A 21,819-nucleotide genomic window follows, 5' to 3' on the forward strand; every position below is an offset into this window, starting at 1 on the left:
GGCTCAGGCCATGGCTTCCGCGGCCGCGCGGGCCTCCAGCGCCTGCACGCGGCGGCGGAGGATTTCCGTGCGCATGCCGAGCATGTGCAAAGCGATGAACACCAGGGTGAAGCCGATGGCGCAGATGAGCAGCGGCCACAGCAGGCTGGAATCGATGGTCGAGCCGCCCATGCGGAACACCGAGGCCGGCTGGTGGAGCGTGTTCCACCAGTCCACGGAGAACTTCACGATGGGCACGTTGATGAAGCCCACCAGCGTGAGCACGGCTGCCGCACGGCCGGCGCGGTTGGGGTCGTCGATGGCCGCGCGCAGCGCCATCAGGCCGAGATAGAGCAGCAGCAGCACCAGCATGGAGGTGAGGCGGGCATCCCACACCCAATAGGTGCCCCACATGGGCCGGCCCCACAGGGCGCCGGTGATGAGGCACAGAGCGGTGAAGGTGGCCCCCACTGGCCCGGCGGCCTTGTGCGCCACATCGGCCAAAGGGTGGCGCCAGACGAGGATGCCGATGGAGGAGGCGGCCATCATGGAATAGCCGAACAGGCCCAGCCACGCGAAGGGCACGTGGATGTACATGATCCGCACCGTCTCGCCCTGCTGGTAGTCGGGCGGCGCCTGGAAGGCGAGAGTGAAGCCGATTGCAAGCGTCACCACCGCCGCGGCGGCGATCCAGGGCAGGATGCGCGCGGACAGGCTGAGGAAGCGGACCGGATTGGCAAGGTCGAGGATCGCCATGAAGGCGTTCTAGTGTGCGCGGGCGCCGGATGGAAGCGCAGACGGTGTTCAGGATTTCGTGTCGCAGGGGCGAGACTTCAGGCCAGCCGGACCTGACGGCGGATGAACCAGAGGGTAACGGCGGCGCCGGCAGCGGCCCAGCCGAGCAGGATCAGGAGGGAGGGCGCCAGCGTCGCCATGCCCTCGCCGCGCCAGAGCGCCCCCTGAAACGCCTCGATGCCCCAGGCCGTGGGGGTGAGAATCCCCGCATGCTGGAGCCATTCGGGCATGAGGAAGCGCGGCACCATGCTGCCGCCCACGGCCGAGAGCAGCAGGACCGCGAAGGTGGAGAGCGTCTGCGCCTGCTGGCGCGTGCGGGAGACCGCCGCGAGCGGCAAGGCGACGCCGGCGGCCGCGGCCGAGGCGGCGACGGCCACGGCCGCGAAGGTCCAGAAATTCACGAACACGTTCACGCCATAGACGATCTGCGCCACCGTGAAGAGCACCGCCGAAAGCGCAAGCCCCTGGAGAATCAGGAAGGCGAGCTTGCCCCCCACCAGCGCCAGCACACCGCCGCGGCTCATGACGATGCGGTCGAACACGCCGGAGCGGCGTTCATCCACCAGGCTGCCCGCGCCCTGCACCGCCGAGAACAGCAGGAACAGCATGGCGATGGCCCCGGCGTAATAGCTCACGCCCGGCTCGGAGCGGCGGCGGGTGAGCGGTTGGCGCTCCATCAGCTCGGCGCCGCCGCCTGCCACCAGCTCCGGTGCGCGGGCGATGGATTGCTCCAGCCGGGATGTCTGGTCCTCGGAGAAGGCACCCACCAGCACCTGGATCTGCGCCGCCACGCGGCGGATGGCGAGGCCGGGGAGAGCGTCCGTGAACACCCGCTGGATGCGCGCCGAGAGCAGCGCCGCGGCCACATTGCGGGCGGGATCGGTGATGACGAGCAGCGGCGGCTTGTCGGTGGCGGCGGCCACGTCGCCCCGCACCACCAGCCCCACGTCGGCGCGCCCGTCCGCCACCCGGGCGCGGACCTCCTCGGGCGTGACGAGCACGAGATCGTTGTCGCCGGCGTGGCCGAGCGCGGTCAGGAAGGCCGTGGCCGATGGCGCGTCGGTGGCGCGCGCCGCTGCGATCTTGATGACCGAGGTTTCGCCTCCCGTGCCGGCGAACACCGCCGCGAACAGGATGAACAGCACCGGCGGCAGCACGAACGTCATCATCAGCGCGCCGCGGTCGCGCATCAGGGTCAGCGCCATGGCCCGGACGATGGCGCCGATCATGGATGGCCACTCCCGGTCACGTCGGCATAGAGGGCATCGAGCCCTGCCGCCTCGAAGGCGATGGTGCGCGGCACGAGGCCGGCCACCTTGAGCGCGGCGATCAGCCCGCCCGCACCTTCCGGCGTATCGGAGACGACGCCGCTGAAGGAGGTACCGCCTTCATCGCCGATGAGCCCGCGCAGGGCGAGCACCTGCCGCCCGTTCGGCGAGGGCGGCGTGGCGAAGGTGACGGCGGCGCGCCGCTGGTTGGGGAATCGCGCGGCGATCAGGGCGGCGAGCCGCCCTTCCAGCGCGATCCGCCCCTCGGAGAGGATGGCGACACGCTCGGCCACCTCTTCGGCGAAGGCGAAATCGTGGGTGATGACGAGAACGCCGAGCCCGTCCGCCGCCAGCCGCTGCACCAGCGCGGCAAGGTCGGCGCGGGCGGGGGCGTCGACGCCCACGGTCGGCTCGTCCAGCACCAGCAGGCGCGGATTGCCGACGAGGGCGGCCGCCACATTGGCGCGGCGCTGCCAGCCGCCGGAGAGCCGATCGATGCGCTCGTTGGCGCGCTCCTCGATGCCGGTGCGCGCCATCACACCAGCGACACAGGCGGCAACGTCCGTGCGGCGGACGCCGGCGAGGCGGGCGAAGACGGCGAGATTTTCGGCGATGGTCAGCGCGCGGTAGAGGGCGATGTCCTGCGGGGCGAGGCCGATGCGGGCGCGGGCCTCACCCTCGGCGGCGGGGATCCCGCAGATGCGGATCACGCCCGTGCGCGGCGGGATGCGCCCGCAAATGGCCCGCACCAGCGTACTCTTGCCGGCGCCGTTGGGGCCGACGAGGGCCGTGACCGTTCCTGCGCGCAGCACGAGGTCCACGCCAGCCAGCACCGTGCGCGCGCCATAGCCTGCGGTGAGGCCGAGAATGGCGAGGGGAGGTGCCGGGCTTTCGTCTTTCGGGTCGTCGTAATGGTGGGCGGCGGCGCTCACGGCGCCAGCGGCCCCATCAGTTCACCGAAGGCAGCGGTCATGAAGTCTCGCAGGGGCTGCTGGCCCTCCTTGTTGGGCCCCAGTTCTTTAGAGGCTGCGAGCGCCCCCGCCAAGTGCTCCGACAACAGCTTGCGCGCGCGTGGCGCGCCGAGGGAGGCGATGACCGTCGCCTTGTTGGCGTCCTTGCCCACATCCTTGCCCAGCGTCGCGGCCGAGCCCGCGTTGTCGAGGATGTCGTCGAGGATCTGGTAGGCGCTGCCCACATGGCCGGCGAGCGCCCGGAGGTGGCCGGCCTGTGCCTCGTCCGCCGCTGCGGCGCGGCCGGCGATTTCCACCGCGGCGGAGAACAGGACGCCGGTCTTGCGGCGGTTCACGTCCTCGGTGGCGGCGAGGGAGCGGCCGGGGCTGGGGCGCAGATCGTCATACTGGCCGCCGCACAGGCCAAGGGAGCCCACCGCCTTGGAGAGGATGCACACGGCGTCGAGCCGCACGTGATCGCTCGTCCCCGCCGCCGCGCCGGCCACGCCGAGGGCGCGGGACAGGAGCGCCACCGCCGCCAGCACGGCGACGTCCTCGCCATACTGGACATGGGTGGTCGGCTGGGCCCGGCGCACCATGGCGTCGTCCATGCACGGCAGGTCGTCGATGATGAGGGACGACGCGTGGATCATCTCCAGCGCGCAGCCGAAATCCAGCACCGCGTGCTCGGAGGCGTCGAGCTGCATGGCCGCCGCCATGGTGAGCAGCGGACGCAGCCGCTTGCCCGGCGCCAGCAGGATGTGCCGCATGGCGGCGTGCAGCACGGCCGGATGGGACGCGGCCGGCGGCACCAGAAGCCCGAGCCGGCGGTCCACCACGGCGCGCAGATAGGAGAGGTCGCGGGAGCGGGGCGGGAAGTCTGGCAGAGCGGTATCGAGGGCGTGCGCGGCCTCCATGTCCGGCGCCGCCGCGGCGAGCACGACACTGCCGGCAGCCGCCGACAGCGCTTCCCGCGAGGCCGTCGCCGAAGCATCGGTCCGCCGGTCTCGTCCGCCCTTCTGCCCCATACGCCCCCTCACTCTGTTCTTGGCCGCGCTCTTGGCCACCTTGGGCGACCATCCCCCTGCAACAGGCACATACGTTGCCTTGAATGACTTTAGATCACCGCTTACACAATGATGCCAGTGCGTGCGTTCCGCCGCGTCGCACATTTTGCCGGCGTGTGGCGCCAGCGCCGCGGCGCGGAATGCGCGACGCCAGAAGGCACGGATCCAGGGAACGCCGGGAGAGGCATGGACGAGAACGCAGCCGGTCGCCGCAAGGAAGACCATATCGACATCGTTCTCTCCGGCGATCGCGTGGCCTCCCGCGTGGATGCGGGATTCGACCGCTGGCGCTTCGTCCACTGCGCGCTGCCGGAGCTGAGCCTCGATGCGGTGGACCTCTCCACCAGCCTGCTCGGCCTCCGGCTGAAAGCGCCGCTCCTCATCTCCGCCATGACCGGCGGGCCGGCGCGCTCCGAGGCCATCAACGCGCATCTGGCCGAGGCGGCGCAGGCGCTGGGCATCGCCCTCGGCGTCGGGTCGCAGCGCATCGCGGTGGAGACCGGCGCGGCCGCAGGACTCGGCGGCGAACTGCGCAAGCGGGCGCCGGATGTGCTGCTGCTCGCCAATCTCGGCGCCGCGCAACTCCTCGCCGCCGATGGCCGCGACCATGCCCGCCGCGCGGTGGACATGATCGGCGCGGATGCGCTCGTCATCCATCTCAATCCCTTGCAGGAAGCCATTCAGGAAGGTGGCGACCGCGACTGGCGCGGCGTGCTCCATGCCATCGCCGGCCTCTGCACCTATCTCCATGTGCCGGTCGTGGTGAAGGAGGTGGGCTTCGGCCTGTCCGCCGCCGTCGCGCGCCGGCTGGTGAAGTGCGGGGTGGCCGCGCTGGATGTCGCGGGGGCCGGCGGCACCAATTGGGCGCTGGTGGAAGGCGCCCGTGGCACGGGCCGCACGCAGGCTCTGGCGTCCGCCTTCGCCGGCTGGGGCATTCCCACCGCCGATGCGGTGGTCGAGGTGCGCGCGGCGCTGCCGGATGTGCCGATCATCGCGTCCGGCGGCATCCGCGACGGCGTGGACGCCGCCAAGGCCATCCGCCTCGGCGCCGATCTCGTCGGACAGGCGGCGGCGACGCTGAAGGCGGCCGTCACGTCCACCGAGGCGGTCATCGCCCATTTCGAGCTGCTCGCGGAGCAGCTGCGCATCGCCGCTTTCGCGGCTGGCGCTGGCAGCCTCGCGGACCTGCGGGCGGTGCCGCTGGTCGAGGCGCGCTGAAGCGACCGTTCTGCGTCGTCCTCCGGCTCGACCGGAGGACCCATGGCGCCGTTTGCCCGGCCGCCGAAGGCTTGCCCCTGCGGAGGAATGGGCCCTCCGGTCGAGCCGGAGGGCGACGGCGGTGCCTAGACGGGCGCCTATCCCGCGCCCATGCCTCAATTGGCCCAGTGATCCATCCAGATCTTCTCGCCGATGGTGCAGGAGATGCGGGGCTGTTGGGCTGAGGCGTGCTGGATCAGGCCCGGTCCAGGCTTTGGCACCACGCCGGCCACCTCCAGCACCAATTTGGTGCGGATGGCGCGGGCGAACTCGGCCATCGTCTCGACCGGGATGACGAAGGCGCCGGGGCCGCCGATGACGCAATCCTCGTAATAGACATCGAGTTCGGGGATATCGAGCGCGGACGAAGCGGAGCGCTTCATCAGCAGCGGCAGGCCGTTTACCGTGATGCCCCGGCGGACCACCGAATCCCGCGCCAGCGCCACGGGCGGTCCCTGATTGTTCACGCCGTCGCCCGACACGTCGATGACCTTGCGCAGGCCCCGGAAGCCGTTGAGGTCAAACTGGTCGGCCGCGAACAGCAGGGCGCCGGAGATGGAGGTGCGGTAGATGCGCCGGATGGGCGCGGACCGCACCGCATCGGAAAACGCCTTCGCGCTGTCCGGCCCGTCGATGATGCGCCACTCCACCACGATCTTCTGCTCGTTCTCGCCGGCCCACTCCACATATTCCACCGCGATCCGGCCATTGGGGCCGAGTCTCAGCGCATCGAGGAATTCGGGGGAGGTGATGGCGGAGGCATAGCCCTCGCGTTGCAGGGCCAACTCGTCGGCATCCATGGAGTAGGAGACATCGACCGCGAGCACCAGTTCCACATCCACGGCGAGCTTGCCGGAGCCGCCGGCTTCGGCAAGCGCGGGGGGGAAAAGGCCGAGGGCGAGGAGAGACGCGGCCAGCAGGCCGGAAGCACGAGACCAGAGGCGGCGGCGCGAGGACATGGACGGCTTCCTCCCGGGGAAGGAACGGTGCGGCATCACGTCCGTGAAATGCTGACACCGTTCCCCGGCCGGGAGAAGAGATTTGCCGCCTCAGGGCCTGTCACGTTTTGCGGCGGAACCGTTGCAATGGCGTGCGTTGCGGGCGTCACGCCATTGTCTTTGAACCCTCACAAGGGGTTAGAGGCGGCGGCAATGCCGCGGCCGTGCCGAACTCAATCGAGCGTTTCGGTACCGAGGATCTCGATGCCGAAGCCCGCGAGGCCCACATAGGTTCGGGTCTTGGAGGACAGAAGGCGGATCGACTGGATGCCGAGATCGCGCAGGATCTGCGCGCCCAGCCCCACCTCGCGCCAGTGCCGATCGCGCTCCAGCTCGCTGGTGCTCTTCTCGGAATTCTGGCCCATGGCCACCGCCGGCACGCCGCTGGTGCCGTCGCGCAGATAGACCAGCACGCCACGGCCCTCGGCCTCGATGCGTTCCAGGCTCTTCTGCAGCACCTTGCCGCCGCTGAAGGCGTCGGCGATGGCATCCGCCCGGTGCAGGCGCACCAGCACCTTTTCGCCGTCACCGATGCGGCCCTTCACGAGGGCGAGGTGGTTCACCGGATCGAAGGGCGTCACGTAGGAATAGCCCTGCAATTCGCCGACGATGGTCGGCACCGGGAATTCCGCCGCCCGCGTCACCAGCTTCTCGCGCGCCTGGCGATAGGCGATGAGGTCCGCCACCGAGATGCGGGTGAGGTTGTGTTTCTCGGAGAAGGCCGTCACCTGCGGTCCGCGCTGCACCGTGCCGTCGTCGTTCACCAGCTCGGCGATGACGCCGATGGGCGGCAGGCCGGCGAGGCGGCAGAGATCCACCGCCGCTTCCGTGTGACCGGAGCGGATGAGCACGCCGCCCTCGCGGGCGATCAGCGGGAAGACATGGCCCGGCCGCACGAAATCACCGGCGCCCATGTTGGGGTTGGCAAGGGCGCGCACGGTGTTGGTGCGCTCCTCGGCCGAGATGCCGGTGGTGGTGCCGTGGCGCACGTCGATGGAGACGGTGAAGGCCGTGCCCATGGGCGCGTCGTTGTTCGACACCATGGGATCGAGCCGCAGCCGCTTCGCCTCGGACGGGGGCAAAGGCGTGCAGACGATGCCGGAGGTGTTGCGGATGACGAAGGCCATCTTCTCCGGCGTCGCCAGCGAGGCGGCGAGGATGAGGTCGCCTTCGTTCTCGCGGTCGTCGTCGTCGGTGACGACGATGATCTCTCCCCGTGCGATGGCTTCGATGGCGGACTGGACGCGGGCCTGGGTGGTATCGGTCACGGGCAAACCTCGGATGTGCGGGACGAGGCCGAGGAAATCGTTGGGCGTCACCTGCTGCCCGGTCGCCTCGGCGATCTTTTCGGCCGTCTCGCGGGAGATCCAGGCGCGCTCGTCATTGCACAGGGCCGTCACGCTGGCCGGGGACATGCCCACCTGCCGCGCGAACGCGCTGCGCTTCGTACCGGTCGTCGAGAGCCATTCCGCGAGCTTCATGGGGCGAGCATAGCAAAGCGAATTTCAGTGACAATGAAAAAGTGCGGAAGGGTCTTCGCTGGCCGTGTTCGCTCCTGCTGAATTGACCAGACCTGCTACCCGGAGGCTTGGCGCAAGACACGCGGTGCAGGATGATCGCGGCGGCTGCGGACTGCGGGAATCAATCGATGAAGGCTTGGCTCTCGCGCAATTGGGTGGCCGGGGCGGGCTTCATGGCCTTCGCGCTGCTGCTGGCCGCGCCGCTGGTGTCCGGCGCCGGGCGGAGCGTGCTCCTGATCTTCCTCGCCTCGCCGATCTACATGCTGCACCAGATCGAGGAGCACACGGGCGACCGGTTCCGCACCTACGTCAACCGCGTGGTCTTCGGCGGGGTGGAGGCGCTGACCGTCTCGGACGTGCTGTTGATCAATCTCCCCGGCGTGTGGGGGATCAATCTCGTCGCCGTCTATGTGGCCTGGCTCGCCGGCGCGGGATGGGGGCTGGCCGCGGCCTATCTGATCCTGGTCAACGGCATCGCCCATCTCGGCATGGCCGCGCGCTTCCGCAGCTACAATCCGGGCCTTGGCACGGGCGCGCTGCTGTTCATCCCCTTCGGCGCCATCGCCGCCGCGCTGGTGCCCGCCACCGCCGCCCAGCACGCACTGGCTTTCGCCATCGCCGTGGCGGTCCACGCCGCCATCATCGTGCGGGTGAGGTTCCACCTCGCACAGGCGCGGGCGCACGCCCGTTGAGCGTCGGTTGTCGGGCTTGAGGAGGTGAGGTGGTGAGCCCGTCGGGATTCGAACCCGAGACCCCATGATTAAAAGTCACGTGCTCTACCGGCTGAGCTACGGGCTCACTTGACGCGTTGGTTAGGGTGCGAAGGCGGCGGGGTCAAGGCCGGGCGGGCGGGATGTCCCGGCATTTCGGCAGGGGGCAGCGCGGGCGCGGGCATTGACCGGGCAGGATGGGTTCCGCACCATGGCCGCTCAATTGCTTCTGGAATTGCCATGCCGGTCAACAACCACATCGCTGCCCGCGCCGACGAGATCGCGGCCTGGCGGCAGGATTTCCACCGTAACCCCGAGCTCATGTACGACCTCGAGCGCACCAGCGCCGCGGTGGCGGAGAAGCTGCGCGCCTTCGGCTGCGACGAGGTCATCACCGGCATCGGTCGCACCGGCGTGGTGGGAATCGTGCGTGGGAAGGGCGACGGCCCGCTCATCGGCCTGCGCGCCGACATGGACGCGCTGCCCATTCTGGAAAAGACCGGCGCGGCCTATGCCTCGCAGACGCCCGGCAAGATGCACGCCTGCGGCCATGACGGCCACACCGCCATGCTGCTGGGCGCCGCGCGCCACCTCGCCGAGACCCGCGCCTTCTCCGGCACCGCCGTGCTCATCTTCCAGCCGGCGGAAGAGGGCGGGGCCGGCGCCAAGGCGATGATCGACGACGGGCTGTTCGCCCGCTTCCCCGTCCGCGAGGTCTACGGCATGCACAATCTGCCGGGGCTGGAGGTGGGCCGCTTCGCCATGCGGCCGGGCGGCATCATGGCCTCGGCCGACCATATCGAGATCGTGGTGGACGGGCGCGGCGCCCATGCGGCGCGGCCCAACCAGGGCGTGGACGTGGTGCTCACCGGCGCCGCCATCGTCATGGCCCTGCAGCAGATCGTCTCGCGCAACGTGGATCCGCTGGAGGCGGCGGTGGTCTCCATCGCCATGTTCCATGCGGGCGAGGCGGACAATGTGCTGCCGCCCTCGGCCACCCTCGTCGGCACCGCCCGCACGCTGGACCAGGGGGTGCGCGTCCAATTGCGCGAGCGCATCCGGCAGGTGGCGGAAGGCGTCGCGGCGGCTTACGGCGCCACCGCCACGGTGAGCTTCAAGGAAGGCTATCCGGTCACCAGCAACCACGCCGATCAGGTGGCCTTCGCTGCCGAGGTGGCGAGCGAGGTGGCCGGCGCCTCGGAGGTGGACGCCGCCGCGCCGCCGCTGATGGCGGCCGAGGATTTCGCCTACATGCTGGAAGAGAAGCCCGGCGCCTACATCTTCATCGGCAACGGCCCGTCCGCCGGACTGCATCATCCGCAGTACGACTTCGCCGATGCCGCCATTCCCTACGGCGCGTCCTATTGGGTGCGGCTGGTGGAGCGGGCGCTGCCGCTGACGGCGTGAGTTCAAGCCCGCGCGGCGCTTGAGCGTGACGCGCTAAAAGCCCGCGCGGCGCTTGAGCGAGACGCACCAAAAGCCCGCGCGGCGCTTGAGCGAGACGCACCAAAAGCCCGCGCGGCGCTTGAGCGTAACGCACGAAAATCCCGCGACGCGCTTCCGCGCGGCGCAAAGCTCTCTTACGCCGGCTTCAGCAGCACGAAGGTCAGGAGGCCGGTCTCGACCTCCTGCTTTTCCAGCACCGCGCCCGTCTCGTGCGCGAGGTGGGGAATGTCGATCACCGCCATGGGGTCCGTGCAGGTGACGACAAGCCGGGTGCCCGCCGCCGCCTGCGTCAGCGCCTTGCGGGTGCGCAGGGCGGGCAGGGGGCATTTCAGCCCCTTCAGGTCCAGTGCGACGGTGACGGCGGCCGGCTTCAAATCGCCTGATCCCGGAGCCGGCCGAGGCTCTCCTCGCGGCCGAGCACTGCGAGCACGTCGAACACCGGCGGGGAGGTGGACTTGCCGGTGAGCGCGGCGCGCAGCGGCTGGGCCACGGCACCGAGCTTCACGCTTTGCGCCTCGGCATAGCGGCGCACCACCTCCTCGGTGGCGGCGGCGCTCCAGTCCACGGCTTCCAGCAGCGGCACGAGGCGGCCGAGATGGGCGCGGGCCTCGGGCGAGAGCAGCGTGGTCGCCTTCTCATCCAGCGGGATGGGCCGCTCGACGAAGATGAACTCGGCATTGTCCAGCAGCTCTACCAGCGTCTTCGCCCGCTCCTTGAGCCCCGGCATGGCGGCGGCGAGCTGGGCGCGGCGGGTGTCCGTCATGCGCGGCAGGCGGTGCTCCGCGTCCGGCAGATAGGGCACCAGCGCGTCGATGGCGGCCAAAAGCTCGGCATCGCTGGAGGCGCGCATATAGTGGCCGTTGAGGCTTTCCAGCTTGGCAAAGTCGAAGCGCGCGGCCGAGCGGCCCACCTTGTCGAGGTCGAAGAATTCGACCATCTCGTCGGTGGAGAACACCTCCTGGTCGCCGTGGCTCCAGCCGAGGCGCACGAGATAGTTGCGCAGTGCCGCCGGCAGATAGCCCATGTCGCGATAGGCATCGACGCCCAGCGCCCCGTGGCGCTTGGAGAGCTTGGCGCCATCCGGCCCGTGGATGAGCGGGATGTGGGCCATGCGCGGCACGTCCCAGCCGAGCGCGCGGTAGATCTGCGTCTGGCGGGCGGCGTTGGTGAGGTGGTCGTCGCCGCGGATGATGTGGGTGACGCCCATGTCGTGGTCGTCCACCACCACCGCTAGCATGTAGGTGGGCGTGCCGTCGGACCGCAGCAGCACGAGGTCGTCGAGGTCCTTGTTGGGGAAGGTCACGGTGCCCTGCACCATGTCGTCGATCACCGTTTCGCCCTCCTGCGGGGCGCGCAGGCGAATGACGGGCGCGCGATCGGCCGGCGCCTCGGAGGGGTCGCGGTCGCGCCAGCGGCCGTCATAGCGCGGCGGGCGGCCCTCCTTGCGGGCCAGCTCGCGCATCTCGTCCAGCTCCTGGGGCGTGGCGTAGCAGCGATAGGCGTTGCCCTTCGCCAGCATCTCCGCCACCGCGGCCTGATGCCGCTCGGCGCGGGCGAACTGGTAGATGGGCTCGCCCTCCCAATCGATGCCGAGCCAGGAGAGCCCCTCGATGATGGCGTCGATGGCCTCCTTGGTGGAGCGCTGGCGGTCCGTGTCCTCGATGCGCAGCAGCATCTTGCCGCCGGTGTGGCGGGCATAGAGCCAGTTGAACAGCGCCGTGCGCGCCCCGCCGATATGCAGGAAGCCGGTGGGCGAGGGGGCGAAGCGGGTGACGATCTGCGACATCGGGCGGGGCTCGGCGGGATTGGGTCCGCTTGGACGGGAGACGCGCGGGCGGCCCTGCGGAACGCAAACCGAACCACATGGCGCGCGGGAGGCGCCCGTGTAGCATAGAGGCGGGGCACAAGGAACATGGGGCGGGGATGGGCGCGACCCGGCCCGGCCCCCGGCGGGCGGGGATGGACGAGCGGGCTTCAGGCGGCGCGCGGGCAGGGGGACGGGGAGCTGCGGGCGCGCTCCCGGTGCTTTCCACGCGTGGGCTTTCACGCCTCGCCGACGCGCTGAAGGCCCGCATCGCCCATGACGTGGCGGCCGAGGCGGCGTCCGGCCGGCTGATCCTGTGGCTGCCGGCCGCCTTCACCGCCGGCATCCTGCTCTATTTCGGCGCCTCCACCGAACCTTCGCTCACCGCGAGCCTCGTCCTTGTGGCCCTGTTCGCGGCGGCGGCCTGGGGGGCGCGGGCGCGGCCGGTGATGTTCGGGGCCGCCGCGGTGCTCCTCGCCACCATGGCCGGCTTCGCGGCCGGCGGGGTGCGCACCGCGTTCATCGCCCACGAGATGGTGGTGCCGCCCAAGACCCCGGTGCGCCTCTCCGGCTTCATCGAGCGGGTGGAGCGGCGGACCACCGGCGACCGCATCCTGCTGCGGCTCAATGGCGACGCCGTGCGCGGGCTGAAAAACGCGCCGGCGCTGGTGCGCCTTTCGCTCCGCAAGGGATGGGCGCCGCCGGTGGGGAGCCATGTAACCCAGCTGGCGCAATTGCTGCCGCCCTCCGGCCCGGCCATGCCGGGCGCCCATGATTTCGGCCGCACGCCGTGGTTTCAGGGCATCGGCGCCATCGGCTACGGGCTCGGCCGACCCAAGGCGGCGGCGCCGCGCGATCCGCCTTTGTCCGTGCGGCTCGCCATGGCGCTGGACGGTGTGCGCCAGAGCCTGTCGGACCGCATCCGCGCCTCGCTTTCCGGCGTGCCGGCAGAGGTCGCGGTGGCGCTGGTGGCCGGCGACCGCTCCGGCATTCCGCGCGCGGTGGAGGAGAGCATGCGGGTGTCCGGCCTCTCGCACATCCTCTCCATCTCCGGCCTGCACATGGCGCTGGTGGCCGGCACCCTGTTCGCGCTGGCGCGGGGCCTGCTGGCGCTGGTGCCGGGGCTGGCTTTGTCGTGGCCCATCAAGTCATTCGCGGCGCTGATCGCGCTGTCGGGCAGCGCCTTCTATCTCGTGCTGTCGGGCAACGACGTGCCGGCACAGCGTTCCTTCGTGATGACGGGGCTGGTGCTGGCCGGCGTGCTGGTGGGGCGACCGTCCCTGTCGCTGCGCTCGGTGGGTGTCGCGGCGGTGGTGGTGCTGGCGCTGACGCCGGAGGCGGCGCTGGACCCGGGCACGCAGATGTCCTTCGCCGCCACCCTCGCCCTCGTTGCCGCCTATGAAAGGCTTCAGCCTTTGCGGGCGATACCCCGGCCGGACGGCATCGCCGGAGCCGTAGTCTCCTGGGTGGCGGTGCTGGTGGCCGGCACGGCGCTGACTTCGCTGGTGGCGGGGTTGGCGACGGCGCCGTATGGCATCTTCCACTTCCAGCGGGTGGCGCCCTATGGGCTTCTCGCCAATCTCGCGGCGATGCCGGCCGTGTCCTTCCTTGTCATGCCGGCGGGCCTCGCGGGCGTGCTGCTGATGCCGTTCGGCTGGGACCATCTGGCCTGGCCGGTGATGGGCCGGGGCATCGAGATCATGACGGCGGTGTCCGACTGGGTGGGGACCCTGCCGGGGGCCGATATCCGCGCCGCCTTCGTCGGTGCCGGAACGCTGCTCTGGCTCTCCCTCGCGCTGCTGGCCCTCTGCCTGCTGCGGGGCGTTCTGACCCTCGCGGCGCTGGTGCCCCTCGGCCTCGCCGCGCTGGTGGCGGGAACGCCGCTGAAGCCGGACCTCCTCATCGCGCCCGATGCGCAGACGGTGGCGGTGCGGATGCCGGATGGACGGCTTTCCGTGCTCGGCGCCTCGGGCCAGAAGCTGGTGGTGGAGCAATGGCTGACGCGGGAGGGCGACCGCCGGACGGCCGGCACCAAGGACCTCGCCTCCGCCTTCCTGTGCGACCCGCTCGGCTGCACCGCGCCGCTGCCCGGCGGCGGCACCATCGCCGTCTCCCGGCGCGCGGAGAGCCTGGAGGCGGACTGCCTGAATGCCCGCATGGTCGTCACCCGCGATGCCCCGCCTCGCGCCTGCCCGGCCGAGGTGCTGACACCGGAAAAACTCGCGCGGACCGGAACGCTCGCCTTCACCCTGCGCGATGGTGCCCTCGTGGCCGAGCGAAGCCGCAGCCCCTCGGTGTCCCGGCCGTGGATGGCACCGCTGCCGCCGGACCTCGCATCCGAGCGGGGGGCGGTCGATGCGGGCGATCCGCAGGCCGACGCCACCGCTCCCTGACACGACAATTGCCAGGCGTCGGGGTGAGGGGCAACGCCTTCAAAAAAGCGCAGGCGCCCGTTGAGCGTGGACCACCGCGCCCCTCACCCCGTTCCGGATCTCCCGCGGGAGAAATAAGGATCAGTAGCGGCGCATGAGGCCGATCAGACGGCCCTGGATGCGCACGCGGTCGGGACCGAAAATGCGGGTCTCGTAGGCCGGATTGGCGGCCTCCAGCGCGATGGAGGCGCCCTTCTTGCGCAGGCGCTTGAGGGTGGCTTCCTCGTCGTCCACCAGCGCGACGATAATGTCGCCGGTGTCGGCGGAATCGCACTTGCGGATCAGCACCGTGTCGCCATCGAGGATGCCGGCCTCGATCATGCTGTCGCCGCGCACCTCAAGGGCGAAATGCTCGCCGGAGCCGAGCATCTCGGGCGGGATGTTCAGCGTATGGCTGCGGCTCTGAATGGCGGAGATGGGCGAGCCGGCGGCGATGCGGCCCATGACCGGCACCGAGACCACCTGTCCCGCCTCGTCATCCTCCGCCACGGGGCGGACCTTGCCGAGGCTGCCCTCGATGACCGAGGGCGAGAAACCCCGCCCTGCGGACCGGGCGGAGGCGAGGCCCGGCGCCACGCTGTCGGGCAGGCGGACCACCTCCAGCGCGCGGGCGCGATTGGGCAGGCGGCGGATGAAGCCGCGCTCTTCCAGAGCGGTGATGAGGCGGTGGATACCGGACTTGGAGCGCAAGTCCAGCGCTTCCTTCATCTCGTCGAAGGAGGGGGGAACACCGGTCTCCTTCAGCCGCTCATGGATGAAGCGCAGAAGGTCATATTGCTTCCGAGTGAGCATTCCCTGGCCCCGTTCCTTGCACGCACCGCCGCGGAACAGGCGCTCTCGGCCGGTCCCGATTCAAGGCGCATCCCGCCCGGTGCGCCGCGAAACAAATCATGAACAGTCTTTATCTGTTCCTTTTGTGTTCCGCAAGTGGTGAAGGCTCCGTTAAGGGCTCAATCCGCGAAGGGAATAATCTCGCAGGGGTCTCCGACGCGGCCCGCCGGGGCGAAAGGCGGGCGCACCAGAAGGCAGTCGGCGGCGGAAAGAATGCTCAGCATGGCGCTGTCCTGCGAGGTGCAGGGGATGGCGTGGATCGAGCCATCCGCCCGGCGCTCGAGGGTCGCGCGCATGAAATCGCGCCGCACGTCATTGGGCGGCAGGTCCGCCGCGAGGCGCGCCGGCACCGTCTCGGGGCCGGGGCGGGAATCGCCCTGCAGGGCGCGGATGAGGGGGACGAGGTAGACCATCCCGCAGACGTGGGACGACACCGGGTTGCCTGGCAGCCCCAGCACCCGCACGGTGCCGCGATGGCCGAACATCAGCGGCTTGCCGGGCCTGAGCGCGATCTTGTGGACCGAGAGATCGACCCCTTCCGCCTTCAGCGCCGGGGCCATGAGGTCATGATCGCCCACCGAAGCGCCACCGGAGGAGACGACGAGATCGAACTCGCCGGAGAGCGCCCGCGCCACCACGGCGCGGATGGCGGCGAGGTCGTCCTTGATGAGGCCGAGGTCGGTCACATCGGCGCCGGCGCGGCGGGCCAGTTCCGCGAGGCCGAAGGCGTTGGAGACGACGATTTCGCTGTCGTTGCCGGTGCCCTGGCCCGGCAGCACCAGCTCGTCGCCGGTCTGAAGCAGCGCGACGCGCGGGCGGCGGGCGACCGGCACCGTCGCATGGTCCATGGCGGCGGCCAGCATGATGTCGCGGCCGGTCAGCCGCCGGCCCGCGAAGAGGCCGGGCGCGTCGGCGGAAAAATCACAACCGCGCTTGCGCACGTTGCGGAGCGCGGCGGTCGGGGCCGTGGTGGTGATGGTGTCGCCCTCGCGGGAGACGTTCTCCTGAATCACCACCGTGTCGGCACCTTCCGGCACCACCGCGCCGGTGAAGATGCGCACGGCCTGCCCGGCGCCCACCGTGCCCGCGAAGGGGCGTCCGGCGGCGGATTCGCCGATGACCGCGAGGCGGGCGGGCGTCTGCGCGATATCGGCACCGCGCACGGCGTAGCCGTCCATGGCCGACATGTCGGCGGGGGGCTGGGTGCGGCGGGCCGCCAGATCGCGCGCCAGCACACGGCCGGCCGCGGCCTGCACCGGCACATCCTCCACACCGAGCGCAGACACGCCGGACGTGATGAGCGCAGTGGCCTCCTCGACGGTCATGAGCGCCATGGCGCGGCTCCCTCACTCTGCCTGAACGCAGGTCTTGTCATGGTGGCGGACCGGCTCAGGCCGCGTCGGTGGCGCGGAAGTGGCCGCTGCGGCCGCCGGATTTCTCCAGCAGGCGAATGCCTTCAATGCGCATGCCACGGTCGGCGGCCTTGGCCATGTCGTAGATGGTGAGACAGGCCACGGAGACGGCGGTGAGCGCCTCCATCTCCACGCCGGTCTGGCCCGTCACCTTGGCGCGGGCCGTGACGTGGAGGCCGGGCAATGCGGGATCGGGGGAAACCTCCACCTCCACCTTGGTCAGCATCAGCGGATGGCAGAGGGGAATCAGCTCATGGGTGCGCTTGGCCGCCATGATGCCGGCGATGCGCGCCACGCCCAGCACGTCGCCCTTCTTGGCGTTGCCGGAGAGGATGAGATCCAGCGTCTCGCGCGCCATCACCACCTGCCCCTCGGCCAGCGCCTCGCGGGTGGTCGCGTCCTTGTCGGACACGTCCACCATGCGGGCGGCGCCCTGTTCGTCGAGATGGGTGAGGCTGGCCATGGCCGTCGCGGTCTTCCCGGATTCGATGTCGGGGGGAAGATGGCGTCCGCGGCGGCGCCTGTCCACCGCCGCAGGAGCAATGCGGCGGAAAGGCAGTGTTGCCGGGTTGGGTTCAGGTCAGCGCAGGCGGGTCCACACCTGCGTCTTGCACAGCGGGACGACCACGCAGCCGCGCAGCTTCAGGGTGTTGTCGCCATCCATGGTGATGGTGCCGGAATAGGTCTTGCCGTCCTCGGCATTGTAGATGCTGCCGCCGCTCCATTCCTGCGGGCCGCCGGAGAAGCCGGTGAGGATGGTGAGGCCCTTCAGCGCCCGTCCGCGCAGCGAGGCGTTGGAATTGTTCACGTCTTTCAGCGCCGGATCGGCCTTCAGACCCTCGGAGGAAACGAGGCGGCCGCACAGGCCCGCGCCGCACTTGGAGATTTCCACCTGCCCGCTGCGGGTGGGAGTCAGCCACAGGCCGGTCGGGTCCGCGGCGAAAACAGGTGTGGCGAGAAGGGCGGCGAGGCCGGCAATCGCAAACGTCTTCATGAAGCTCCTCCCTTGCGTGCGGCCTCTTGCGGGCCGCCTCACGTATTAAAGAGTAACTTCACGTATACGGCAAGACGAGGTGGCGAGGCCTATGTGGCCAACAGCTGGCAGGTCGCGGACGCGACATCCTCCTGCCGCATCAGGCTCTCGCCCACGAGGATGGTGCCGATGGCCACCTGCGCCAGCCGGGCCACATCCTGCGGGGTGAAGATGCCGCTCTCGCCGATGACGATGCGGTCCTTCGGCACGCGCGGAGCGAGGCGCTCGCAGGTCTCCAGAGTGGTCTCGAAGGTGCGCAGGTTGCGGTTGTTGATGCCGATGAGCCGGCAGGGCAGCGCCAGCGCGCGGTCCAGCTCGGCGTCGTCATGCACCTCGACGATGGCATCCATGCCGTGCGCCGCCGCCGCGTCCGCGAGGTCGCGGGCGAGGGCGTCGTCCACACCGGCCATGATGATGAGGATGCAGTCCGCCCCCCAGGCGCGGGCTTCCGCCACCTGATAGGTGTCGTACATGAAATCCTTGCGCAGCACGGGCAGGCTCACCGCCGTGCGGGCGGCCTTCAGATAGTCCGGCGCGCCCTGGAAGGAGGGGGTGTCCGTGAGCACCGAGAGGCAGGTGGCGCCGCCGCGCTGGTAGGCGCGGGCGAGGGAGGGCGGGTCGAAATCCGCGCGGATCAGGCCCTTGGAGGGGCTCGCTTTCTTGATTTCGGCGATGAGCGCGGTGCGGCCTTCGGACAGGCTCTGCTCGATGGCCCCGGCGAAGGGCCGCACGCGGGGCGCGCAGCGGGCGGCGGCCTCGATTTCGTTGAGCGGCCGGGCCTTCTTGGCGGCGGCGATTTCCTCGCGCTTGTAGGCCTCGATCTTGGTGAGAATGTCGCTCATTGCGCGGCCTCCGGGGCGAGTGAGGCGGAAAGGGTGACGAGCCGTTCCAGCCGCGCGCGGGCGGAGCCGGTGTCGAGGCTGGTCTGCGCCATGCCGACGCCGGCGGTCAGGTCCTTGGCGCGGCCGGCCACCACGAGGGCGGCCGCGGCGTTCAGCACCGCCACGTCGCGATAGGCGCCGGGGGCACCGTCCAGCACGGCGCGCAGGGCTTCGGCATTGTGGGCGGCATCGCCCCCCTTCAGCGCCTCGGCCGGGGCGCGGGCGAGGCCCACATCCTCCGGGTTGAGGGTGAAGGTGTGGATGCGGCCGTCTTCCAGCACGGCGATGTCGGTGCCGCCGGAGATGGTGATCTCGTCCAGCCCGTCCGAGCCGTGGACCACGAACGCCTTCTCCGAGCCGAGCGCCTTGAGCACCTCGGCCAGCGGCACGATCCAGGATTTCGCGAACACGCCCACCATCTGCCGCTTCACGCCGGCCGGATTGGAGAGCGGGCCGAGCAGGTTGAAGATGGTGCGCGTGCCCATTTCCACCCGTGTCGGCCCCACATGCTTCATGGCCGGATGGTGGGAGGGGGCGAACATGAAGCCGATGCCGGCCTCGCCGATGCATCGGGAGATGCCGGCCGGATCAAGATCGAGCCGCACGCCGAGCGCCGCGAGCACGTCCGCCGCGCCGGACTTGGAGGAAAGCGCCCGGTTGCCGTGCTTCGCCACCGGCACGCCCGCGCCGGCGACGATGAAGCTGGCGCAGGTGGAGATGTTGTAGGAGCCGGAGGCATCGCCGCCGGTGCCCACCACGTCCACCGCTTCGTCGGGGGCGTCCACCGTGAGCATCTTGGCGCGCATGACGGAGACCGCGCCGGCGATCTCCTCCACCGTCTCGCCGCGCACGCGCAGGCCCATGAGCAGCGCGCCCATCTGGGAGGGCGTCGCTTCGCCGGACATCATGCGGTCGAACACGAAGGCGGCTTCGTCGCGGCTGAGGCTCGCGCCGGTGGCCACCTTGCCGAGCAGGGGTTTGAACTGGTCCATGGTGTGTCCTCGCCCCCGTCTCAGCCCTTGGCCTTCTCAGCGTTGAAGGCGGCGGCGATCTCGAGAAAATTGCGGATCAGCGCGTGCCCGTTCTCCGAGGCGATGCTCTCGGGATGGAACTGCACGCCGTGGATGGGCAGGCTCTTGTGGGCGAGGCCCATGATGAGGCCGTCTTCGGTGTGGGCCGTCACCTCCAGCGCGTCCGGCAGGGTGTCCCGCTCGACGATCAGGGAATGATAGCGCGTCGCCTGGAAGGAATGGTTGAGGCCGCGGAAGACGCTTTTGCCCTCGTGCAGGATCTCGCTCATCTTGCCGTGCATGGGGGAGGGCGCGCGCACCACGTCGCCGCCGAACACCTGCCCGATGGCCTGATGGCCAAGGCAGACGCCGAACATCGGCACCTTGTCCCCCGCGTTGGCGATGAGATCGAGGCAGATGCCCGCCTCGTTGGGCGTGCAGGGGCCGGGGGACAGCACGATAGCGTCCGGCTTCTCGGCCAGCACCTCCTCCACGCTCACGGTGTCGTTGCGGTGGACGGTGACGGTGGCGCCGAGCTCGCCGAGATAATGGACGAGGTTGTAGGTGAAGCTGTCGTAATTATCGATCAGCGTGACCTTCGGGGAGGGATTGGCCGAAACCTGTGTGGCGGACATCTGGAACTCCGGCCCCGCGCCGCGCTGTGCGGGAATGGCGGGTGTTAAGGCGAGGAATGACGGGCGGTCAATGGTGATGGGCAGGTAACTCGCGTAGCTCCCCTCTCCCCTTGCGGGAGAGGGGTTGGGGGTGAGGGGGCGGCTCAGCCGTCCCGGCCCTCGTGCAAGCGGCGCGAACCCCTCACCCCGGCCCTCTCCCGCAAGGGGAGAGGGAGTCAGGGCTGCTCCCGCTTCACCATCGCTCGCGACGTGTCATCCCCATCTCCATCCCCTCACTGCCCCTTGCCGGCGCGGGCGGCGAAGCGGACGGCTTCCTCGCCGGCGCGGAACAGGGCCTTGGCCTTGTTCACGCACTCCTGGTGCTCGCTTTCGGGCACCGAGTCGTAGACGATGCCGGCGCCGGCCTGGACGAACATGCGCCCGTCCTTCACCACCGCCGTGCGCAGGACGATGCAGGTGTCCATCTCGCCGTTGGCGCCGAAATAGCCGATGGCGCCGGCATAGATGCCGCGCTTGTCCTTCTCCAGCTCGTCGATGATCTCCATGGCCCGCACCTTGGGCGCGCCGGAGACCGTGCCGGCGGGAAAGCCGGCCGCCAGAGCGTCCACCGCATCGAAGCGCCGATCGATGGCGCCTTCCACGTTGGAGACGATGTGCATGACCTGGCTGTAGCGCTCGATGAAGAACGAGTCCGTCACCTTCACCGTGCCGACGCGCGAGACGCGGCCGGCATCATTGCGGCCGAGGTCCAGCAGCATCAGATGCTCGGCGCGCTCCTTGGGATCGGCGAGCAGCTCCTGCGCCAGCGCCTCGTCCTCGGCATGGGTGGCGCCGCGCTTGCGGGTGCCGGCGATGGGGCGGATCGTGACTTTCCCGTCGCGCACCCGCACGAGGATTTCCGGCGAGGAGCACACCACCGAGAAGCCGTCGAAGTTGAGATAGACGAGGAACGGCGCCGGGTTCACCCGCCGGAGCGCCCGGTAGAGGGCGAAGGGCGGCAGGGTGAACGCGCTCTCGAAGCGCTGGGACAGCACCACCTGGAAGATGTCGCCGGCGCGGATGTAGTCCTTCGCCTTCTCCACCATGGCGCAGAATTCCGCAGCGCTGGTGTTGGAGGCCTGCGAGACTTCGCCGTGGAACGGATCCGGCGCCGGGTGGGCGATGGCGCGGTCGAGGTCCGCCACCACCTGGTCGAGGCGCTCGATCGCCGCTTCCCACGCTGCGCGGGGGGAGACACCCTCCTTCGCCCGCACGGGGGTGACGGCGGTCAGCTCGTCCTTCACCGCATCGAACACCACCATGATGGTGGGCCGGATGAGCAGCGCCTCGGGCACGCCGATGGGATCGGGCTTGGCCGAGCCAAGCTTCTCCATCTGCCGCACCATGTCGTAGCCGAGATAGCCGAACACGCCCGCCGCCATGGGCGGGGCGCCCTCCGGCAGCTCGATGGCGGATTCGGCCAGAAGGGTGCGCAGGGCCTTCAGCGGCGGCTCGGCGCAGGGCACGAAGGCGGTCTTGTCGGCATCCGGCGTCCGGTTGATCTCGGCGACGTCGCCGGAGGCGCGGAAGATGAGATCGGGCTTCATCCCGATCATGGAATAGCGCCCGCGCGCCTGCCCGCCCTCGACGGATTCGAGCAGGAAGGCGTTGGGCTGGTCGCCGGCGAGCTTGAGGAAGGCCGAGACCGGAGTTTCCAGATCGGCGACGAGGGTGGTCGAGACCACCTGCGCCTCGCCCCTGAGGTAGCGCGAGGCGAAGAGGTCGAAGTCGGTGGGTGCGTTCACGGGCGCC

20 protein-coding genes and 1 tRNA gene are annotated in these 21,819 nt (G+C 70.1%); 4 read left to right on the forward strand and 17 right to left on the reverse strand.

Annotated elements, in window-relative coordinates; translation table 11 throughout:
* Positions 1-3 precede the first annotated feature (3 nt).
* The 4 genes from V5F74_RS14240 to V5F74_RS14255 form a co-directional block, all read right to left on the reverse strand.
* Positions 4-735 carry a heme ABC transporter permease gene (locus V5F74_RS14240; protein WP_394008690.1) on the reverse strand — a complete coding sequence of 244 codons (732 nt, stop codon included), beginning with the start codon at positions 733-735 and terminating at the stop codon, positions 4-6.
* 77 nt (positions 736-812) lie between these two features.
* Complete coding sequence (locus V5F74_RS14245; RefSeq protein WP_394008692.1) at positions 813-2,003, reverse strand: ABC transporter permease; 1,191 nt, start codon at positions 2,001-2,003, stop codon at positions 813-815.
* Complete coding sequence (locus V5F74_RS14250; protein WP_394008694.1) at positions 2,000-2,974, reverse strand: ABC transporter ATP-binding protein; 975 nt, start codon at positions 2,972-2,974, stop codon at positions 2,000-2,002. Before V5F74_RS14250 ends, V5F74_RS14245 begins: the two co-directional genes overlap by 4 nt.
* Positions 2,971-4,020, reverse strand: coding sequence for a polyprenyl synthetase family protein (locus V5F74_RS14255; protein WP_394008696.1), 1,050 nt, complete (start codon positions 4,018-4,020; stop codon positions 2,971-2,973). Before V5F74_RS14255 ends, V5F74_RS14250 begins: the two co-directional genes overlap by 4 nt.
* A gap of 225 nt (positions 4,021-4,245) precedes the next feature.
* Between V5F74_RS14255 and fni the strand changes: the two genes are divergently transcribed.
* Entirely contained in the window at positions 4,246-5,277 is a 1,032-nt protein-coding gene (fni, locus tag V5F74_RS14260; protein ID WP_394008698.1) for a type 2 isopentenyl-diphosphate Delta-isomerase, read from the forward strand.
* Positions 5,278-5,432: 155 nt separating this feature from the next.
* Here fni and V5F74_RS14265 read toward each other — a convergent pair whose 3' ends face one another.
* Together V5F74_RS14265 and ribB are read right to left on the reverse strand one after the other, a co-directional pair.
* Complete coding sequence (locus V5F74_RS14265; protein ID WP_394008700.1) at positions 5,433-6,275, reverse strand: DUF1194 domain-containing protein; 843 nt, start codon at positions 6,273-6,275, stop codon at positions 5,433-5,435.
* A 212-nt stretch (positions 6,276-6,487) separates the two neighbouring features.
* Positions 6,488-7,795 (reverse strand): 3,4-dihydroxy-2-butanone-4-phosphate synthase, encoded by a 1,308-nt coding sequence (gene ribB, locus V5F74_RS14270; protein ID WP_394008702.1) that lies wholly within the window; start codon positions 7,793-7,795, stop codon positions 6,488-6,490.
* A gap of 167 nt (positions 7,796-7,962) precedes the next feature.
* Between ribB and V5F74_RS14275 the strand changes: the two genes are divergently transcribed.
* Positions 7,963-8,526 (forward strand): HXXEE domain-containing protein, encoded by a 564-nt coding sequence (locus tag V5F74_RS14275; RefSeq protein WP_394008704.1) that lies wholly within the window; start codon positions 7,963-7,965, stop codon positions 8,524-8,526.
* Between the two features lie 30 nt (positions 8,527-8,556).
* On the opposite strand, the gene V5F74_RS14280 is transcribed toward V5F74_RS14275, so the two are convergent.
* Positions 8,557-8,632: transfer RNA gene (locus tag V5F74_RS14280), tRNA-Lys, on the reverse strand.
* 152 nt (positions 8,633-8,784) lie between these two features.
* On the opposite strand from V5F74_RS14280, the gene V5F74_RS14285 reads away from it, so the two are divergent.
* Positions 8,785-9,951 carry a M20 aminoacylase family protein gene (locus V5F74_RS14285; RefSeq protein ID WP_394008706.1) on the forward strand — a complete coding sequence of 389 codons (1,167 nt, stop codon included), beginning with the start codon at positions 8,785-8,787 and terminating at the stop codon, positions 9,949-9,951.
* A 173-nt stretch (positions 9,952-10,124) separates the two neighbouring features.
* Here V5F74_RS14285 and V5F74_RS14290 read toward each other — a convergent pair whose 3' ends face one another.
* Together V5F74_RS14290 and gltX are read right to left on the reverse strand one after the other, a co-directional pair.
* Positions 10,125-10,364, reverse strand: coding sequence for a sulfurtransferase TusA family protein (locus tag V5F74_RS14290; protein WP_394008708.1), 240 nt, complete (start codon positions 10,362-10,364; stop codon positions 10,125-10,127).
* On the reverse strand, positions 10,361-11,776 hold the full coding sequence (gltX, locus tag V5F74_RS14295) for a glutamate--tRNA ligase (RefSeq protein ID WP_394008710.1): 1,416 nt from the start codon (positions 11,774-11,776) through the stop codon (positions 10,361-10,363). The genes V5F74_RS14290 and gltX overlap by 4 nt, the downstream gene beginning before the upstream one ends.
* 236 nt (positions 11,777-12,012) lie before the next feature.
* Here gltX and V5F74_RS14300 point away from each other — a divergent pair, with 236 nt between their 5' ends.
* Positions 12,013-14,187 carry a ComEC/Rec2 family competence protein gene (locus V5F74_RS14300; RefSeq protein WP_394008712.1) on the forward strand — a complete coding sequence of 725 codons (2,175 nt, stop codon included), beginning with the start codon at positions 12,013-12,015 and terminating at the stop codon, positions 14,185-14,187.
* 120 nt (positions 14,188-14,307) lie between these two features.
* Here the strand turns inward: V5F74_RS14300 and lexA are convergent, their stop codons facing one another.
* From lexA to trpE, 8 genes are all read right to left on the reverse strand, one after another.
* Entirely contained in the window at positions 14,308-15,018 is a 711-nt protein-coding gene (lexA, locus tag V5F74_RS14305) for a transcriptional repressor LexA (protein WP_024278908.1), read from the reverse strand.
* Positions 15,019-15,176: 158 nt separating this feature from the next.
* On the reverse strand, positions 15,177-16,391 hold the full coding sequence (locus V5F74_RS14310) for a molybdopterin molybdotransferase MoeA (RefSeq protein ID WP_394008714.1): 1,215 nt from the start codon (positions 16,389-16,391) through the stop codon (positions 15,177-15,179).
* 55 nt (positions 16,392-16,446) lie between these two features.
* On the reverse strand, positions 16,447-16,932 hold the full coding sequence (moaC, locus tag V5F74_RS14315; RefSeq protein WP_250165793.1) for a cyclic pyranopterin monophosphate synthase MoaC: 486 nt from the start codon (positions 16,930-16,932) through the stop codon (positions 16,447-16,449).
* A gap of 117 nt (positions 16,933-17,049) precedes the next feature.
* Positions 17,050-17,463: a DUF2147 domain-containing protein gene (locus V5F74_RS14320; protein ID WP_394008717.1), complete on the reverse strand. Its 414-nt coding sequence runs from the start codon at positions 17,461-17,463 to the stop codon at positions 17,050-17,052.
* A gap of 89 nt (positions 17,464-17,552) precedes the next feature.
* Positions 17,553-18,344 carry an indole-3-glycerol phosphate synthase TrpC gene (gene trpC / locus V5F74_RS14325; protein WP_394008719.1) on the reverse strand — a complete coding sequence of 264 codons (792 nt, stop codon included), beginning with the start codon at positions 18,342-18,344 and terminating at the stop codon, positions 17,553-17,555.
* Complete coding sequence (gene trpD / locus V5F74_RS14330; protein WP_374251792.1) at positions 18,341-19,375, reverse strand: anthranilate phosphoribosyltransferase; 1,035 nt, start codon at positions 19,373-19,375, stop codon at positions 18,341-18,343. Before trpD ends, trpC begins: the two co-directional genes overlap by 4 nt.
* Before the next feature lie 20 nt (positions 19,376-19,395).
* Positions 19,396-20,028: an anthranilate synthase component II gene (locus V5F74_RS14335; protein ID WP_394008721.1), complete on the reverse strand. Its 633-nt coding sequence runs from the start codon at positions 20,026-20,028 to the stop codon at positions 19,396-19,398.
* Positions 20,029-20,300: 272 nt separating this feature from the next.
* On the reverse strand, positions 20,301-21,812 hold the full coding sequence (gene trpE / locus V5F74_RS14340; protein WP_394008723.1) for an anthranilate synthase component I: 1,512 nt from the start codon (positions 21,810-21,812) through the stop codon (positions 20,301-20,303).
* Positions 21,813-21,819: the final 7 nt, after the last annotated feature.

Source organism: Xanthobacter aminoxidans, assembly GCF_043193615.1.
GTDB lineage: Bacteria > Pseudomonadota > Alphaproteobacteria > Rhizobiales > Xanthobacteraceae > Xanthobacter > Xanthobacter aminoxidans.